Raw genomic sequence first — 17,879 nt, 5'->3', positions numbered from 1 at the left:
TATGCGGCCTTACCTCCGTCGTGGATGCGTGGTCCGCCGGCGGGGGCGGGCGTATTGAGGTCGATCACGCCAACCACCCCGCCTGCACCGCCAGGAACGCCGCCATCACCAGCAGCGCACCGGCCAGGATCGAGGTGGCGTACGAGCGGACAAAGCCGGTCTGCATCCGACGGAGGCGGCCCGAGCCCCCGCCGACCGCGGCGGCGAGCCCGTTGACGAGCCCGTCGATGCCCCGGTTGTCGAGGTACACCAGCGCCCGGGTGAGGAAGATGCCCGGCTTCTCGAAGACCGCCTCGTTGACCGTGTCGGTGTAGAGGTTGCGCCGGGCGGCGGTGACCAGCACGCCGGCCGGCTGCGGCGCGGTGGCAGTGCCTGCCCGGAACAGGAACCAGGCGAGCCCGGCACCGAGCACGGTGACCAGCAGCGACAGGATGGTGATCACGGTGTGCGAGAGGACCGCCTCGTGCTCCGCGTGCTCGCCGCCCAGCCCGGCGGTCTCCGTCAGCCAGTCCGGAACGGACGTGGCGAGCAGGAAGCCGGCGCCGACCGACCCGACCGCCAGCAGGATCAGCGGGATGGTCATCAGCTTCGGCGACTCGTGCGGGTGCTCGATGTCCTCGGTCCACCGCTGCGGCCCGTGGAACGTGAGCACGAACAGCCGCGTCATGTAGAACGCGGTGAGCCCGGCGCCGAGCAGTGCCGCACCGCCGAAGAGCCAGGCGGTCCAGTCCTCCCGCTCGAAGGCGGCCACGATGATCGGCTCCTTGGAGAAGAAGCCGGAGAACGGGAACATGCCGATGATGGCCAGCCAGCCCATCATGAAGGTCAACCAGGTGATCTTCATGTACTTGGACAGCCCACCGAAGCGGCGGATGTCGACCTGGTCCTTCATTCCGTGCATGACCGAGCCGGCGCCCAGGAACATGTTGGCCTTGAAGAAGCCGTGCGCCAGCAGGTGCACGATGGCCAGCGCGTACGCCGCGCCGCCGAGGCCGACACCGAGGAACATGTAGCCGATCTGGCTCACCGTCGACCAGGCGAGCACCCGCTTGATGTCGTCCTTGGCCGCACCGATGATGCAGCCGATCAGCAGGGTGAGCGCGCCGACGCTGACCACCACGAGTTGCAGCGTCGAGTTGGCCGAGAAGATCGGGTTGGACCGGGCGATCAGGTAGACGCCCGCGGTGACCATGGTGGCGGCGTGGATGAGCGCCGACACGGGGGTCGGGCCCTCCATCGCGTCCGGCAACCACGCCTGGAGCGGGAACTGGCCGGACTTGCCGGCAGCCCCGAGCAGCAGCAACAGGCCGAGGACCAGCACCGTGGTGCCGGTCAGCGCGCCGACACCGTTGAACACCTCGTCGTACTGGGTGGTGCCCAGGGTGGCGAACATGATGAAGATGCCGATGGCCAGGCCGGCGTCGCCGACCCGGTTCATCAGGAACGCCTTCTTGCCGGCGGTGGCCGCGCTCGGCCGCTCGGTCCAGAAGGAGATCAGCAGGTACGACGCCAGACCGACGCCCTCCCAGCCGAAGTACAGCATCACGTAGTTGTTGCCGAGCACCAGCAGCAGCATCGCCGCGACGAACAGGTTGAAGTACGCGAAGAACCGACGACGGCCCGCGTCGTGCGACATGTACTCCACCGCGTACAGGTGGATCAGGAAACCCACCCCGGTGATCAGCAGTACGAAGACCGCGGCCAGCGGGTCGAAGAGCAGGCCGAAGTCGACGCGTAGATCACCGACGGCGATGAAGTCCCAGAGGCTCAGCTCGACCGACTTGTTCTCCAGGCCACGCAGCTGGAAGAAGAAGCTCAGGCCGAGCACGAACGCGGCGCCGATGGCGGCGACACCCAACCAGTGCCCCCAGCGGTCGGCCCGGCGGCCGAGCAGCAGCAGGATGGCCGCGCTGACCAGCGGGATCGCCACCAGCAGCCAGACGCCCCCAAGCAGCCCCGTGGCCTGGGCGTATTCCACAGTCTCTTCCACCGGTGGACCCCTCTAGTACTTGAGCAGGTTGGCGTCGTCGACACTCGCCGAGCGTCGCGTCCGGAAGATGGACATGATGATCGCGAGCCCGACCACGACCTCGGCCGCCGCCACCACCATCACGAAGAACGCCATGATCTGGCCGTTGAGGTCACCGTTGATCCGGCTGAAGGTGACCAGCGTCAGGTTGGCCGCGTTGAGCATCAGCTCCACGCACATGAACAGCACGATCGCGTTGCGCCGGACCAGCACCCCGGCGGCGCCGATGGTGAACAGCACCGCGGCGAGCACGAGGTAGTAGGTCGGCTCGACCGAGAAGAACGTTCCCATTACTTGTCCGTCCCCTTCAGCGAGGTCTCCTCGGCGGTCAGCTCGCGCTGCGGAAGGATCGCCGGGGTGCTGCGGTCGGTCAGGCGGCCGTCGGGCAGCCGGGCCGGGGTGGCCACCGAGGAGGAGGTCGCGAAGACGCCGGGGCCCGGCTTCGGGCCGGGGTAGTTGCCCGGGGCGAAGCGTGCCTTCATCGTCGACACCTGGTCGACCTTGTCCTGCTTACGCCGCTCGACGTGGGCCAGCACCATGGCACCGACCGCCGCGGTGATCAGCAGCGCCGAGGTCAGCTCGAATGCGAAGACGTACTTGGTGAACAGCAGTCGGGCGATGCCTTGCACGTTCCCCTCGGCGTTGACCTGGTCCAGGCCGACCGTGTTGGTCCGGTCGAGCGCCTGGTAGAGGCCGGTGCCGACCAGGCCGGCGAAGCCCAGGCCGAGCACGATCGCGGCGACGCGCTGGCCGCGCAGCGTCTCGATCAGCGAGTCAGTGGAGTCCCGACCGACAAGCATCAGCACGAAGAGGAACAGCATCATGATCGCGCCGGTGTAGACGATGATCTGCACCATGCCGATGAACGGACCGGCCTGGAGCACGTAGAAGACGCCCAGGCAGAGCATTGTCAGCACCAGCCACAGCGCCGAGTGCACGGCGTTGCGCGCGGCCACCATCCCGATCCCGCCGATCAGCGCGAGCGGGGCGAGGATCCAGAAGGTGACCGCCTCGCCGGTGGGGACCGAACCCGCCGCGGCGAGCACCGTAGACGTGGTCATGCTTTTTCTCCCTTGCCGGCCGCCACGCGCTGGGCGGCCTGCTCGGCGCCCGGGAACGTCACGCCGGGGTGCTCCTCGACCTGGTAGCGGCCGGGGCCCATCGGGGACGTCTCCGCACCGGCGGAGGTGCCCGGGTTGTCCAGCGCGCCGACGTAGTAGTCCTTCTCGCTGTCACCCAGCCGCATCGGGTGCGGAGGCTGCTCCATGCCCTCCAGCAACGGCGCGAGCAACTGCTCCTTGGTGAAGATCAGGTCCTGCCGGTTGTCCCGGGCCAACTCGTACTCGTTGCTCATGGTGAGCGACCGGGTCGGGCATGCCTCGATGCACAGCCCGCAGAAGATGCAGCGGGCGTAGTTGATCTGGTAGACGCTGGCGTACCGCTCACCCGGCGAGAAGCGCTGCTCGTCGGTGTTGTCGCCACCCTCGACGTAGATCGCGTCCGCCGGGCAGGCCCAGGCGCACAGCTCGCAGCCGATGCACTTCTCCAGGCCGTCCGGGTGCCGGTTGAGGATGTGCCGCCCGTGGTAGCGCGGCGCCGACACCGGCGGCTTGAACGGGTAGTCGGTCGTGACGACCTTCCTGAACATGTGCGAGAAGGTGACACCGAATCCCTTGAACGTTCCGGTGATCGCGCCCACGTCACACCTCCCTGGAGTCCGAGCCGGCAACGATGTTGGCCGGCTCCCGCTCGGCGACCACGCGCGTGATGCGCGGGCTCGGTGGTACCTGAAGATCCATCGGCGGCAGCGGGAAGCTCCCGTGCGGCCGGTTGTCGACCTGTTCCTGCGTCGTCGGCTTCGGCTTCGGCTTCCGGCTGGGCCAGAAGATCGTGGCGATCAGCAGGATGCCGGCCGGGATGCCGACGGCGATCACCTTGCCGCGGGTGTCCCAGTCCTCGATGGAGCGCAGGCCCGACAGCACCAGGATCCAGACCAGGTTGATCGGCAGCAGCACCTTCCAGCCGAGCCGCATGAACTGGTCGTACCGCAGCCGGGGCAGCGTGCCACGCAACCACACGAAGACGAAGACCAGCGCGATCACCTTGCCGAAGAACCAGAGCATCGGCCACCAACCGGAGTTGGCGCCCTCCCAGATGGTGATCGGCCAGGGCGCTCGCCAACCGCCCAGGAACAGCGTGGTGGTGACCGCGGACATGGTCACCATCGCGACGTACTCGCTGAGCATGAAGAGCGCGAACTTCAGCGAGCTGTATTCCGTCATGAAGCCGGCGACCAGCTCGGACTCGGCCTCGGGCAGGTCGAACGGCGCCCGGTTGGTCTCACCCACAGTGGCGATGAAGAAGATGATGAAGCTCGGCAGCAGCAGGATCGCGTACCAGCCCGGCGCCGGGACGGTCTGGCCGAAGATGGTCAGCTGGGTGCCGTCGCCCTGAGCGGCGACGATCCCGCTGGTGCTCATCGTGCCGGCGGTCATGAAGACCGCCACGATGCTGAGCCCCATGGCGACCTCGTAGGAGATCATCTGGGCGCTCGACCGGAGACCACCCAGCAGCGGGTACGTCGAGCCGGAGGCCCAGCCACCCAGCACGATGCCGTAGACGCCCATCGAGGAGCAGGCGAGCAGCAGCAGCACCGCCACCGGCACATCGGTGACCTGCAACGGCGTGTGGTGACCGAAGATGCTCACCATCGGGCCGAACGGCACCACCGACAGGGCGGTGACCGCGCAGATCACCGAGATGGTCGGGGCGAAGAAGTAGACGACCTTGTCGGCCGCCTTCGGGAGGATGTCCTCCTTGAAGGCCATCTTCAGGCCGTCGGCGAGGGTCTGCAGCAGGCCGAACGGGCCGACCTGGTTGGGGCCGGGCCGCACCTGCATGTAACCGACCACGCGCCGTTCGAACCAGACGCCGAGCAGGGTGGCCAGCAGACCGAAGGCGAACGCGAAGACAATCTTGCCGAGAACCAGCCACCACGGATCCCGGCCGAAGTCGGCCAGCGTCGGATCCTGGGCCAGGTAGATCGGACTCACTGGTTACCCCCGGAGTTGAGGAGCGGACCCGGGAGACCGGTCTCGTCAGCCGCCACGCGTCCGGCCGGGATGGCCGTACTCGGTGCGGGGACGGAGATCCGGACGACCGCGCCGGACGTCGCCCCGAGGCTGCGCCGCACTGTCGAGCCGGGTGAGTTGGTCGGCAGCCAGACCACGCCGTCCGGCATCTCGGTGAGTTCCGCCGGCAGGGTCAGCGCCCCGCGGTCGGTGCCGACAGTGACCGCGTCACCGTCGACCACACCGAGCGCCTCGGCGGTGCCCTTACCCAGCCGGACCACCGGCGGGCGAGCGGTGCCGGCGAGGTTCTCGTCGCCCTCGGTCAGGGTGCCGAGGTCCACCAGCTGGTGCCAGGTGGCCAGCACGGCCTCCCCGGCGTTCGGCTGCGGCACCGGGCCCGGTGCGACCGACGGCGCGGCCGGCCGGGACATCCGCGTCGCCGGCAACGTGCCCAGCTCACGACGGACGCTCAGCACGTCGGCCGTGCCGAGGCGTACGTCTAGCAGCGCGGCCAGCGCGTCGAGCACCCGGCCGTCGGTCATCGCGGCGGTGTTCAGCACCGCCTCGAACGGGCGCAGCCGGCCCTCCCAGTCCAGGAAGCTTCCGGCCTTCTCGGCCACCGGGGCGACCGGCAGCACCACGTTCGCCCGCCGGGTCACCGCGCTGGCGCGCAGCTCCAGGCTGACCAGGAACGGCACCGCGTCCAGGGCGGACTCGGCCAGTCGCGGGTCGGCCAGGTCGGCCGGGTCGACACCGCCGACGACGAGCGCGCCGAGCTGCCCGTTGGCGGCCGCGGTCAGGATGCCGTCGGTGTCCCGACCGGCCTGGCTCGGGATCACCCCGGCCGGGATGTCCCACGCTTCACCCAGCTCGGCCCGGGCGGCCGGCTCGGTGACCAGGCGTCCACCGGGGAGCAGGTTGGGCAGGCAGCCCGCGTCGACAGCGCCGCGGTCACCCGCGCGCCGCGGCACCCAGGCCAGCTTCGCGCCGGTACGCCGGGCCACGTCGGCCGCGGCGGAGAGCCCACCCGGTACGGTGGCCAGCCGCTCGCCGACGATCAGGATCGCGCCCGGTGCGCTCAGCGCCTCGCTGACCGTGGCGTGCTCGGCGAGCACGCTGGCCTCCTCGCCCGGCACCACCCGGGCCAGCTTGGCACCGAGCTTCTCCAGGCCGCGGGTGGCGAAGGGCGCCAGCGCGTACACCGTCAGGGTCTTCTTCAGGTACGCCTTGCGCAGCCGCAGGAAGAGGATCGGGCACTCCTCCTCGGGCTCCAGGCCCACCAGCACCACCGCCGGCGCGTTCTCCACGTCGGTGTAGGTGACGTCGGTGACCCCGGCCACCGAGCTGGCCAGGAAGTCGGCCTCCTCGCGGGAGACCGGGCGGGCCCGGAAGTCGATGTCGTTGGTGTTCAACGCGACCCGGGCGAACTTGGCGTAGGCGTAGGCGTCCTCGACGGTCAGCCGACCGCCGGTGAGCACCGCAGTGCCCTGCCCGCTCTCCCGGGCGATGTGCAGCCCCTCGGCGGCAACGGTGAGCGCCTCACTCCAGGACGCCTCGCGCAGCTCACCGGTGTGCTCGTCGCGGACCAGCGGGGTGGTCAGCCGGTCGGCGGCCCGGGTGTACTGGAAGCCCCAGCGGCCCTTGTCGCAGTTCCACTCCTCGTTCACCGCCGGCTCGTCGCCGGCCAGCCGACGCAGGACCTTGCCGCGCCGCCAGTCGGTGCGCTGCCCGCAGCCGGCCGAGCAGTGCTCGCAGACGCTCGGGCTGGAGACCAGGTCGAACGGGCGGGCGCGGAAGCGGTACTGGGCACCGGTCAGCGCGCCCACCGGGCAGATCTGCACCGTGTTGCCGGAGAAGTAGGAGTTGAACGGAACGTCGCCGGCGTCGCCCTCTTCGCCGTACGCGTCGTCCCGGTAGATGTTGATCTCTTCGGCGGACGACCGGCCCATCAGGTCGATGAACTTGTCGCCGGCGATCTCCTCGGAGAACCGGGTGCACCGCTGGCAGAGCACGCACCGCTCGCGGTCCAGCAGCACCTGGCTGCTGATCGCCATCGGCTTCTCGTACTCCCGCTTGTGCTCGTGGAAGCGCGAGTCCGTGCGGCCGGTGGACATCGCCTGGTTCTGGAGCGGGCACTCGCCGCCCTTGTCACACATCGGGCAGTCCAGCGGGTGGTTGAGCAGCAGCAGCTCCATCACCCCCTCCTGCGCCTTCTTGGCAACCGGGGAGGTGATCTGGGTACGCACGACCATGCCGTCGGCGACGGTCTGGGTGCAGGAGGCGACCGGCTTGCGCTGGCCCTCCACCTCGACCAGGCACTGCCGGCACGCGCCGGCCGGGGCCAGCAGCGGGTGGTCGCAGAACCGGGGGATCTCGGTGCCCATCTGCTCGGCGACCCGGATCAGCAGCGTCCCCTTGGGGGCGGTGACCTCGACGCCGTCGATGGTGAGGGTGACGGTCTCGGTCTGCTTGGCTACGTCGGTCATCAGTGCGCCCCTACCAGGGTCTTCTCCGACAGCTTGGGTGCGGTCCGACCCTCGATGTAGTCGAGGTAGTCCTGCTTGAAGTACTGCAGCGAGGAGGTGACCGAGCTGGTCGCGCCGTCACCCAGACCGCAGAACGAGCGGCCGAGGATGTTGTCGCAGGTGTCCAGCAGGGTGTCCAGGTCTTCGTGGGTGCCCTGACCGGCGAGGATCCGCCGGTAGACCCGGACCATCCAGTAGTTGCCCTCACGGCACGGGGTGCACTTGCCGCACGACTCGTGGTGGTAGAACTCCAGCCACCGGTACGTCGCGTAGACCGGGCAGTCCTGGTCGGAGAAGATCTGGGTGGCAGTGGTGCCGAGGATCGAGCCGGCCGCCGCCACCCCCTCGAAGTCCAGTGGCACGTCCAGGTGCTCGGCGGCGAGCAGCGGGGTGGACGAGCCGCCCGGGGTCCAGAACCGCAGGTTGTGACCGGGCTGCATGCCGCCGGCCAGCTCCAGCAGCTCGCGCAGCGTGACACCCATCGAGCACTCGTACTGGCCCGGGTTGGCGACCCGGCCGGAGAGCGAGTAGATCATCGGCCCGGAGGACTTCTCGGTGCCCATGCTCTTCCACCAGTCGGCCCCACCGAGCACGATCGGCGGCACGCTGGCGATGGTGCCGACGTTGTTCACCACCGTCGGGCTCGCGTACAGGCCGTGGGTGGCCGGGAACGGCGGGCGCAGCCGGGGCTGACCCCGGAACCCCTCCAGCGAGTCCAGCAGCGCCGTCTCCTCGCCGCAGATGTACGCCCCGGCGCCGGAGTGCACCACCAGCTCCAGGTTGTAGCCGCTGCGCAGGATGTTCCGGCCCAGGTAACCCTTGTCGTACGCCTCCTGGACCGCGTTGCGCAGCCGACGCGCGGCGTGCACCGCCTCGCCCCGGATGTAGATGTAGGCGCGGGCGGCCCGGATCGCGTACGACGCGATGATGACGCCCTCGACCAGCGCGTGCGGGTCGTGGGTCATCAGCGGCAGGTCCTTGCAGGTGCCCGGCTCGCCCTCGTCGGCGTTGACCACCAGGTAGTGCGGCTTGCCGTCACCCTGCGGAATGAAGCCCCACTTGAGGCCGGTGGGGAAGCCGGCGCCGCCACGGCCCCGCAGCCCGGAATCCTTGATCAACTGGATCAGGTCGTCCGGGTGGGCCTTGAGCGCCTTGCGCAGCGCGGCGTAGCCGTCCAACTGCTCGTACGTGCCGATGCGCCAGGCGTCCGGCGAGAGCCAGCGCTTGGTCAGCACCGGCGTCAGCTTGGCCAGCGTCTCCGGGCGGGGAGTGGTCACTTCTGGGCCCCCGTTTCGTTCGCGTCCGCCGGTCCGGCGCCGTCGGCGTCCGTCCCAGCCTTCGCTTCGGTGAGGTTGCGCTCCTGCGCCCCGGCCTCGTCGCCGGCGGGCTTGCCGTCGCCGGCCGGCGCGTTGGCCGCCACGCCGGCGGCCTCGGCCGACCGCGCGTCGCCAGCCGCGGGCGCGGTGCCGGTGCCGTCCGTCGGGACCTTCGTGCCAGGGGCGTCCGGCACTGCCGTGCTTGCGTCCGGCTGCCGGGTCTCGGCGGTACGCACCTGCGGCGACTTGTCGTCCGGTGCCTTGACGTCCCGCGTGGTGCTGCCACTGGCGGCCTCTGGCTTCGCCGGCTCGGTGGTCTCTGCCGGCTTCGCCGGCCCGGCGACCCCGGCCGCCCCCGTCGGGGCGGACGCCCCGTCGCCACCCTTGACCGGCGCCGCGCTGGCCTCGACGGGCGCCGGTTTGGCGGCCTCCGCCTTCGCCTTCGCCTCGGCGGCGGCCTTGTCGGCCTCGGCCTTGCTGCGGATCGGGGTGTTCGGGTCGAAGCCCGGCACCGAGACGCCGTGCTGCTGGGCCAGCCGCAGCCCGCGCAGGGTGGGCTCGCCCGGCCCGCCGTCGGCGACCGCACCGTCGCGCTCGTCGGCGAAACCGGCGAGCTGCACCGCCATCTCCTTGAGCGTGCAGAGCCGCGCACCCCGGGTCGGCATCGGCCGACCGCCGGCCCGCAGCTCGTCGACCACACCGACAGCGGTGGAGGCGTCCACGCCGTCGAAGAAGTCGTAGTTGACGGTCATCACCGGGCCGTAGTCGCACGCCGCCAGGCACTCGGCGTGCTCCAGCGTGATCGTGCCGTCCGCTGTGGTCTCGTCGTGCCCGACGCCGAGGTGCTCGGCGAGGGTGTCGTAGACCTCCTGGCCACCGAGCACGTTGCACATCGTGTTGGTGCAGACGCTGACCAGGAAGTCACCGGTCGGCTTGCGCTTGTACATCGTGTAGAAGGTGGCCACCGCGCCGACCTGGGCCTTGTTCAGCCCCAGCACCTCGGCGCAGAACGCGACCCCGGCCGGGGAGACGTACCCCTCTTCGGCCTGCACCAGGTGCAGCAGCGGCAGCAACGCCGAGCGGGACCGGTCCGCCGGGTAACGGGCGATGATGTCGCGCGCCCGCTCCCGGGTCTCGTCAGTGAAAGTCGTCGTCATCGGTCACACCCACCCATCACCGGGTCCAACGAGGCGCCGCCGGCGATCACGTCGGCGATCAGACCGCCCTCGGCCATCGCCGGGAGGGCCTGCAGGTTGACGAAGCTCGGCTCCCGGTAGTGCACCCGGTAGGGCCGGGTGCCACCGTCGGAGACCGCGTGGACGCCCAGCTCGCCGCGGGGCGCCTCGATGGCGACGTACACCTGGCCGGGCGGGACCCGGAAGCCCTCGGTCACCAGCTTGAAGTGGTGGATCAGCGACTCCATCGACTGACCCATGATCTTCGCGACGTGCTCCAGCGAGTTACCCATGCCGTCCACGCCGATGGCGAGCTGCGCCGGCCAGGCGATCTTGCGGTCGGCGACCATCACCGGGCCCGGACGGAGCCGGTCCAGCGCCTGCTCGACCAGCTTCATCGACTCCCGGATCTCGGCGAGCCGGACCTGGTAGCGACCCCACACGTCACCGTCGGGGTGGGTCGGCACGTCGAACTCGTACGTCTCGTAGCCGCAGTACGGCATGGTCTTGCGCAGGTCCCAGGCGAGGCCGGCGGAGCGCAGCACGGGGCCGGTGATGCCGAGCGCCACACAGCCGGTGACGTCCAGCACCGCGACGTTCTTCGTCCGCTCGGTCCAGATCGGTTGGCCGGAGAGGAGGTCCTCGTACTCCTTGAGCTTCTTCGGCATCATCTTGAGGAACTCGCGGATCTTGACGATCGCGTCGTCCGGCACGTCCTGCGCCACACCGCCCGGCCGCACGTACGCGTGGTTCATCCGCAGGCCGGTGATGGTCTCGAAGATGTCGAGGATGTACTCCCGCTCGCGGAAGCCGTACAGCATGATCGAGATCGCGCCCAGCTCCATGCCGGTGGTGGCCAGCCAGACCAGGTGCGACGAGATCCGGTTGAGCTCCATCATCAGCACGCGGATCGTGGTGGCCCGCTCGGTGATGTCGTCGGTGATGCCGAGCAGCTTCTCGACCGCGAGGGCGTACGCCGTCTCGTTGAAGATCGGGGCGAGGTAGTCCATCCGGGTGACGAACGTCGAGCCCTGGACCCAGTTGCGGTATTCGAGGTTCTTCTCGATGCCGGTGTGCAGGTAGCCGATGACCGAGCGGGCCTCGCGGACCGTCTCGCCCTCCAGCTCCAGGATCAGCCGCAGCACCCCGTGCGTGGACGGGTGCTGCGGACCCATGTTGACAACGATGCGCTCGTCGTTGATCGGGTCGGTGCCCGAGACGATCGTGTCCCAGTCCCCACCGGTGACGGTGAAGACCCGACCCTCGTCGGTTTCGCGCTCGCTGGCGTAGTTCGACGTCGTCACAGTGCCGGCCCTCCGATCGCGACTGCGGGGCTCCGACCCGCTGCACTCCTCGCGCTCACTGGTACGACCTCCGCTCGTTCGGCGGCTGGATCTCCGCGCCCTTGTACTCGACGGGGACGCCGCCGAGCGGGTAGTCCTTGCGCTGCGGGTGGCCCTCCCAGTCGTCCGGCATGAGGATCCGGGTCAGGTTGGGGTGGCCGTCGAAGACGATGCCGAACATGTCGTACGCCTCGCGCTCCTGCCAGTCCGCCGTCGGGTAGATGGCGGTCACGCTGGGCAGGTGCGGGGCCTCGACGGAGACCGCGGCCTCCAGCCGGACCCGCCGCCGGTACGTCATCGAGGTGAGCAGGTAGACCACGTGCAGCCGGCGTTCGTCGGCGCCCAGGTAGTCCGCACCGGACACCGAGGAGCACAGCTCGAACCGCAGCGCCAGGTCGTCCCGCATCACCTGGCACACCTCGGCGATCCGCTCCGGGCGTACGTGCAGGGTCAGCTCACCCCGGTCGACGACGACCTTCTCGATCGCGTCGTTGAAGGCCGGGTACGCCTCCTCCAGCGCGTCGCGGACCTCGTCGAAGTAACCCCCGTACGGCCGGGACGCCTCCTCGATGGGCTGGCGCTGGCGGACCAGGCCGCCGTAGCCGGACACGTCGCCGGTGCCCTGGTTGCCGAACATCCCGCGACCGGCCGGGCTGGCCGGCGGGAACTCGGCGGGGGCACCACTGGTGGCGCCGGCCGGCACCACCGGCAGCGGCACTCCGCCGTCGTTTGGCTTGTCCGTGGGTGACGTCATTTCGGGCCTGCCTGCGGGTGGAGGTGGTTCTGAGCGTTCATCCAGTTCTCGATGCGCAGCTGCTCCTCGCGGCCCTCGCGGACCGCCCGGGTCCACTCGGCGCGCCGGGCCTTGTCGCTGCGGTACGAGGAGGGCATCGAGCCGTAGGGCACGATCGGAACGTCGCCGCGCTCCTGGCGGGCCGCCAGCATCTTGCGGCCGTTCGGGCCCAGCGGCTCATACATGATCTTCTCGCGGAGCTTGAGGATCGCGTCGATGAGCATCTCCGGCCGGGGCGGGCAGCCGGGCAGGTACATGTCGACAGGCACCACGTGGTCGACGCCCTGCACGATCGCGTAGTTGTTGAACATGCCGCCGCTGCTGGCGCAGACGCCCATCGAGAGCACCCAGCGCGGCTCGGCCATCTGGTCGTAGATCTGGCGCAGCACCGGCGCCATCTTCTGACTCACCCGGCCGGCCACGATCATCAGGTCGGCCTGCCGGGGCGACGCCCGGAAGACCTCCATGCCCCAGCGGCCCATGTCGTAGTGCGGACCACCGGCGGCCATCATCTCGATGGCGCAGCAGGCCAGGCCGAAGGTGGCGCCCCACACGGACGACTTCCGAGACCAGTTGACCAGCTTCTCCACCGAGGTGAGCAGGACGCCGGCGGGAAGCTTCTCCTCGATGCCCATCTGACGTTCCTTCCTCAGTCCCAGTCCAGGCCGCCGCGCCGCCACACGTAGGCGTACGCAACGAAGACCGCGACGATGAACAGGACCATCTCCACGAAGCCGAAGATCGGCAGAGCGTCGAACGAGACCGCCCAGGGGTAGAGGAAGATGATCTCGATGTCGAAGACGATGAAGAGCATCGCCGTCAGGTAGAACTTGATCGGGAACCGCCCGCCGCCGACCGGCTGCGGGCTGGGCTCGATGCCGCACTCGTAAGCCTCGAGTTTGGCCTTGTTGTAGCGACGGGGACCGGCGAAGCGGGCGGCGCCAACGGAAAACAGCGAGAACGCCGCGGCGAGGGCGAACAGCCCGATGATCGGTGCGTAAGGCGAGAGCGACATCGTTTTCTCCTGCTCGTCCTTCCCTGCCCTCGGTGCTTGACGAAAATCACACTATTCACGTCCCTCGCAGTGGCAGTCGGCGGGGGTCGATCTTTGTCGGCATCGGTGCCGTGACCAGCGCCGATGCCGTCCTACTTATACGGCTGGGGCGGCCTTCGTCATCGCGTTGATGACCCGATCCATCGCGTCCCCGCCGCGCGGGTCGGTCAGGTTGGCCAACAGCTTGAGCACGAAACGCATCAGCGTCGGGTGCGGCATGCCGTGTTTGGTGGCGATCCGCATGATCTCGGGGCGGCCGATCAGTTTCACGAAGATGCCGCCCAGCCGGTAGTAGCCGCCGAGCCGGGCCTTCAGCTCGTTCGGGTACGCCAGCAGCGCGCGCTCGCGTTCCGGCCCTGCCGGGCGGGCGAGGGCCTGGACCATGACCTCCGCGGCCAGTTCGCCGGACTCCATCGCGTACGCGATGCCCTCGCCGTTGAACGGGTTGACCATGCCGCCCGAGTCGCCGACCAGCAGCACACCCCGGGTGTAGTGGGGCACCCGGTTGAAGCCCATCGGCAGCGCGGCACCGAGGATCGGGCCGTCGGCGTTGGTCTCGTCGGTCATCCCCCAGTCTTCCGGGGTGTTGGCGAGCCAGTCGGTGAGCAGCCGGCGGTAGTTGGTCTTGCCGAACGCCGAGGACGAGTTGAGCACGCCGAGCCCGACGTTGACCCGCCCGTCACCGAGGCCGAAGATCCAGCCGTACCCGGGCAGCAGGTTGTCGCCGCTGTCCTTGCTGCGCAGCTCCAGCCAGGACTCCAGGTAGTTGTCCTCGTGCTTGGCCGGCGAGCGGTAGTAGCGGCGGACGGCGACGCCGATCGGCCGGTCCTCCCGCTTGGCCAGCCCGAGCGCGAGCGGGAACCGGCCGGAGACGCCGTCCGCCGCGACGACCAGCGGGGCGTGGAAGGTGGTGGGCTCCTTGCCCGGCCCGACCTCCGCCTCGACGCCGGTGACGCGGCCGTCGCCGTCGAGCACCGGGCCTAGCACGTTGACGTTGGTCCGCAGTTTCGCGCCGGCGGCCACCGCCCGCTGGGCGAGCAGGTCGTCGAAGTCCAGCCGCGTGCGCACCAGACCGTAGTTGGGGAAGCTGGCCAGCTCCGGCCAGTCCAGTTCGAGGCGCACCCCGCCGCCGATGACCCGCAGGCCGCGGTTGTGCAGCCAGCCCGCCTCGGGCGAGGTGTCCACACCCATCCGGACGAGCTGGCGCACGGCGCGCGGGGTCAACCCGTCGCCGCAGACCTTTTCCCGGGGGAACTCGGTCTTCTCCAACAACAGCACCCGTACGCCGTGCCGGGCCAGGTGGTACGCAGTCGCTGACCCACCGGGACCGGCGCCCACGACAATGACGTCGGCGTCATGTTCCACCGCGGTCATTCGCGCCTCCTCCCGCACGCTCGTGAAATGCTTCACAAGCCAGACGGGACGAGTGTATGACCGGCGTCATACCAGCGCAGGATCAGGGGTACCTAACTCGCCGATGTGACAGCTCATCACCGTCCACAGCGGTCAGGTGTCAGGCCGGGCTGGAGGCGTCCAAGCCCGCGTCGACCCGAATTGTCTCCGGCAGATGCTCGCGGAGCGCCCCACCCGCCGCCCGGTCCAGTGCGGCCAACACCTCGGCGACCACCTGCCGGACCTCCACCGGGTCGGCCCCGGCCAAGTCGCGCAACTGAGAGATGAGTTCGGCCGCGTCGTCGTCGGTGGCGGCCACCGGGTCCGCCGGGTGTGCTCCGGTCATGCGATCGAGCGTACCGGGCAAAGTGGACCAAGTCCGATATTTACGGAACCTGAATAATGTCCGTAGCGGTCGGTGCGGTCCGCTCGCTACTCGCGGATCCCCCGGTGCAGGGCCACCACGCCACCGGTCAGGTTGCGCCACGCCACGCGCCCCCACCCGGCTGCGGCCACCCGGCCGGCCAGCGCGGACTGCGCCGGCCAGGCCCGGACCGACTCGGCGAGATAGACGTACGCCTCGGGGTTGCTCGACACCGTGCGGGCCACCGCCGGCAGCGACCGCATCAGGTACGACAGGTAGACCGTCCGGAAGACCGGGTTGACCGGGGTGCTGAACTCGCAGACCACCAACCGGCCGCCCGGCCGGGTCACCCGGGCCAACTCACGCAGCGCCGCGTCGGTGTCGTTGACGTTGCGCAGCGCAAAGGAGATGGTCACCGCGTCGAAGCTGGCGTCGGCGAACGGCAGCCGCAGCGCGTCTCCGGCCAGCAGCGGCACCTCGGGCCGCGCCCTCTTGCCGGTGTGCAGCATGCCGAGCGACAGGTCGGCCCCGACCGCGTACGCCCCGGACTGGGCCAGCTCGCGCGTCGAGACGCCGGTGCCCGCGCCCACGTCCAGCACCCGCTCGCCCGGCCGCAGCCCGAGCGCCGCGCGGGTGGCCCGCCGCCAGGAACGGTCCTGGCCCAGCGAAATCACCGTGTTGGTCAGGTCGTAACGCTCTGCCACGCCGTCGAACATCGCGGCGACCTCGTGCGGCTGCTTGTCCAGACTGGCGCGCTGGCCCTGCGGGGTACGGCTCACCCCCTCACTCTGCCAGCCGCCCGCCAACCGACGTTCGCTGGGTGGGCGGCACGAACCCCGTACGCGAAAGGGCGGGGTGGTCGCCCACCCCGCCCTCGCGTCGTACCCGCGTCCGTGACACCTCGGTCAGAACGCCTGTCGCCATCGCACCCGTCGCGGTCGCGCCTCGCCGGCGCGCCGCCGGTCAGGGCACCGGTGTCAGTCGGTCGACTTCTCGTCGGCCGGCGAGACCAGGACCACCTTGCGGCGACGGGTGAGCACCAGCAGCGCCCCACCCACCAGCAGGATGACCACGCCGATCCCACCGATCAGGCCGACCTGCACACCGGTCACCGGCAGGCCGCCACCGCCCGAGCCACCACCGGCGGGGCCACCACCGGTACCCGGCGAGACGGTAGTGCCCGGCGTCGTCGTACTGCTGGGGATCGGCGTCGGCGTGGCCGTCACGGTCGGGCTGACCGTCGCGGTCGGCGTCACGGTCGGGCTGGCCGTCCCGGTCGGCGTCGCGGTCGGGCTGACCGTCGCGGTCGGCGTCACGGTCGGGCTGACCGTCGCGGTCGGGGTGACCGTCGGCGTCGGCGACTCGGTCGGAGTGGCCGTCGGCGTCGGGGTCGGGGTCGGCGTCTCCGTCGGGGTGACCGTCGGCGTCGGGGTCGGGGTCGGCGACTCCGTCGGAGTGGCCGTCGGCGTCGGCGACTCGGTCGGGGTGACCGTCGGCGTCGGCGTCGGCGACTCGGTCGGAGTGACCGTCGGCGTCGGCATCGGGGTGACCGTGGGCGTCGGGGTCGGGGTGACCGTCGGCGTCGGGGTCGGCGATCCCGTCGGGGTGGCCGTCGGCGTGGGCGTCGGCGTCGGGTCGACGGCCAGGTCGACGAAGACGTCGAAGATCGCCTGGTTGTCGCCCTCGTCGATCTCGGTGAAGGCCTTCCGCTGGGCGGTGTTGGCCCGCCGCGGCTGCTCCTCGGGCTTGCCGGCCGCCGCGTCCAGGCCGTGTGCCACAAGCTCGCCGACCCGCAGCACCGGCTCGGTGACGTCCTTGCCGACGGTCACCTTGATGTCCGCGGTGTAGTAGTCACCGGGCCGGATCACCGCGCCGTCGTCCTGGCAGAGCGCCTGAGTGACGCCGAAGGTCTGCGTGGTGCACGTGTCCGGCAGGGTGTCGAAGGTGACGCCCGCCGGGAGGGTCAGCACGTAGGCGAGGCCGGTGGCCTTGCGGCTGCCGTCGTTGTAGACCGCCCAGTCGACCGGCACCGTCTCGCCCGGCCGCACCGGCCGAAGGTCGGGGTCGTCGCCGTTGACGCCGTTCACCACGACGTTCGCGTTGACGTCCTGCACCCAACTGGTCAGGTCGTACCCGGGCTCGGTGACGGTGATGTCGTGCTCGACCTTGTTGTCTTCCTCGTTGGGGTCCTCGGTGGCCGAGCGGATGGTGACCACCAGAGTGCCGGCGGCGCCCTTACCACCGGTGGAGAAGACCGGGATACCGAAGTCCTCGCTGGTGCCGGCGGCCAGGTCGCCGAGGCGGCAGGTGAACTTCTTGCCGTTCACCCGGCAGCCGTCGGGTACCACTACCCGAACCTTGTTCGTCTTCAGTTTGCTGGTGTCCACTGTGTAACTGACGCCCTTGGCGTCTTCCTTGCTCCGGGTGTTGTCGACCGAGAACTTGAACGGCTTGCTCTTGGCCTCCGTCACACCCTTGGCCAGGTTGTAGCTGAGCGGCACCAGGGCCAGATCGGCCTCCTCGGCCGCAAGCACTGGTGCGGCCGCGGCGGCGATGCCGCCGGCCGCGAGCAGCGCCACGACACTGGCGCGCACCAGCGTCGAGCGGTGGAACGCTGTCATCAGTCCCCCGGGGGTAGGGAAGAAAGAATGGTTGCGGAACGAGCGGACGTTATCGGAGGCCGATCTTCCACACCAGCAGGCGGAGCCGTTTTCATCCGTCCGGTCCGAGCTGGGCAGACAGTACGGGCGGGATGGTCACCCATCCCGCCCGTACTGCCGTGCGTTATATGAACGACCCGCAGCGGGCCGATGGAGG

16 protein-coding genes are annotated in these 17,879 nt (G+C 70.0%); all 16 read right to left on the bottom strand.

Annotated elements, in window-relative coordinates; all coding sequences use genetic code 11:
- Positions 1-64 precede the first annotated feature (64 nt).
- The 16 genes from nuoL to ABZ794_RS05355 all read right to left on the bottom strand — a co-directional run bounded on the left by nuoL (position 65) and on the right by ABZ794_RS05355 (position 17,683).
- Entirely contained in the window at positions 65-1,990 is a 1,926-nt protein-coding gene (gene nuoL / locus ABZ794_RS05430) for an NADH-quinone oxidoreductase subunit L (protein ID WP_357514390.1), read from the bottom strand.
- Between the two features lie 12 nt (positions 1,991-2,002).
- Positions 2,003-2,320 carry an NADH-quinone oxidoreductase subunit NuoK gene (gene nuoK, locus ABZ794_RS05425; protein WP_210785493.1) on the bottom strand — a complete coding sequence of 106 codons (318 nt, stop codon included), beginning with the start codon at positions 2,318-2,320 and terminating at the stop codon, positions 2,003-2,005.
- The gene (locus tag ABZ794_RS05420) at positions 2,320-3,090 is read right to left on the bottom strand and encodes an NADH-quinone oxidoreductase subunit J (RefSeq protein ID WP_210785492.1); all 771 of its coding nucleotides are present in this window, start codon (positions 3,088-3,090) and stop codon (positions 2,320-2,322) included. Before ABZ794_RS05420 ends, nuoK begins: the two co-directional genes overlap by 1 nt.
- Positions 3,087-3,728, bottom strand: a complete 642-nt coding sequence (gene nuoI, locus ABZ794_RS05415) for an NADH-quinone oxidoreductase subunit NuoI (protein WP_210785491.1) — start codon at positions 3,726-3,728, stop codon at positions 3,087-3,089. The genes ABZ794_RS05420 and nuoI overlap by 4 nt, the downstream gene beginning before the upstream one ends.
- 1 nt (position 3,729) lies before the next feature.
- Complete coding sequence (gene nuoH, locus ABZ794_RS05410) at positions 3,730-5,082, bottom strand: NADH-quinone oxidoreductase subunit NuoH (protein WP_210785490.1); 1,353 nt, start codon at positions 5,080-5,082, stop codon at positions 3,730-3,732.
- Entirely contained in the window at positions 5,079-7,586 is a 2,508-nt protein-coding gene (locus ABZ794_RS05405) for an NADH-quinone oxidoreductase subunit G (protein ID WP_210785489.1), read from the bottom strand. The genes nuoH and ABZ794_RS05405 overlap by 4 nt, the downstream gene beginning before the upstream one ends.
- Positions 7,586-8,902 carry an NADH-quinone oxidoreductase subunit NuoF gene (nuoF, locus tag ABZ794_RS05400; RefSeq protein WP_357514386.1) on the bottom strand — a complete coding sequence of 439 codons (1,317 nt, stop codon included), beginning with the start codon at positions 8,900-8,902 and terminating at the stop codon, positions 7,586-7,588. The genes ABZ794_RS05405 and nuoF overlap by 1 nt, the downstream gene beginning before the upstream one ends.
- Entirely contained in the window at positions 8,899-10,098 is a 1,200-nt protein-coding gene (nuoE, locus tag ABZ794_RS05395) for an NADH-quinone oxidoreductase subunit NuoE (RefSeq protein ID WP_357514384.1), read from the bottom strand. Before nuoE ends, nuoF begins: the two co-directional genes overlap by 4 nt.
- On the bottom strand, positions 10,095-11,420 hold the full coding sequence (locus ABZ794_RS05390) for an NADH-quinone oxidoreductase subunit D (protein WP_210785487.1): 1,326 nt from the start codon (positions 11,418-11,420) through the stop codon (positions 10,095-10,097). Before ABZ794_RS05390 ends, nuoE begins: the two co-directional genes overlap by 4 nt.
- Positions 11,421-11,475: 55 nt before the next feature.
- Positions 11,476-12,213 (bottom strand): NADH-quinone oxidoreductase subunit C, encoded by a 738-nt coding sequence (locus ABZ794_RS05385; RefSeq protein WP_112620361.1) that lies wholly within the window; start codon positions 12,211-12,213, stop codon positions 11,476-11,478.
- The gene (locus ABZ794_RS05380; protein ID WP_124821345.1) at positions 12,210-12,887 is read right to left on the bottom strand and encodes an NADH-quinone oxidoreductase subunit B; all 678 of its coding nucleotides are present in this window, start codon (positions 12,885-12,887) and stop codon (positions 12,210-12,212) included. The genes ABZ794_RS05385 and ABZ794_RS05380 overlap by 4 nt, the downstream gene beginning before the upstream one ends.
- Positions 12,888-12,901: 14 nt before the next feature.
- On the bottom strand, positions 12,902-13,267 hold the full coding sequence (locus ABZ794_RS05375; protein ID WP_007454588.1) for an NADH-quinone oxidoreductase subunit A: 366 nt from the start codon (positions 13,265-13,267) through the stop codon (positions 12,902-12,904).
- Positions 13,268-13,402: 135 nt separating this feature from the next.
- A complete protein-coding gene (locus ABZ794_RS05370) occupies positions 13,403-14,680 on the bottom strand; it encodes a geranylgeranyl reductase family protein (RefSeq protein WP_210785486.1) in 1,278 nt (425 codons plus the stop codon).
- Between the two features lie 139 nt (positions 14,681-14,819).
- Complete coding sequence (locus ABZ794_RS05365) at positions 14,820-15,044, bottom strand: hypothetical protein (protein WP_210785485.1); 225 nt, start codon at positions 15,042-15,044, stop codon at positions 14,820-14,822.
- A gap of 86 nt (positions 15,045-15,130) precedes the next feature.
- Complete coding sequence (locus ABZ794_RS05360) at positions 15,131-15,841, bottom strand: demethylmenaquinone methyltransferase (protein ID WP_210785484.1); 711 nt, start codon at positions 15,839-15,841, stop codon at positions 15,131-15,133.
- A 198-nt stretch (positions 15,842-16,039) separates the two neighbouring features.
- A complete protein-coding gene (locus ABZ794_RS05355) occupies positions 16,040-17,683 on the bottom strand; it encodes a hypothetical protein (protein ID WP_357514381.1) in 1,644 nt (547 codons plus the stop codon).
- Positions 17,684-17,879 lie beyond the last annotated feature (196 nt).

It is taken from the genome of Micromonospora sp. NPDC047187, from assembly GCF_040643355.1.
Taxonomy (GTDB): domain Bacteria; phylum Actinomycetota; class Actinomycetes; order Mycobacteriales; family Micromonosporaceae; genus Micromonospora; species Micromonospora salmantinae.
The sequence above is the reverse complement of the archived record's forward strand: the minus strand, read 5'-3'. Positions and strand labels throughout refer to the sequence as shown.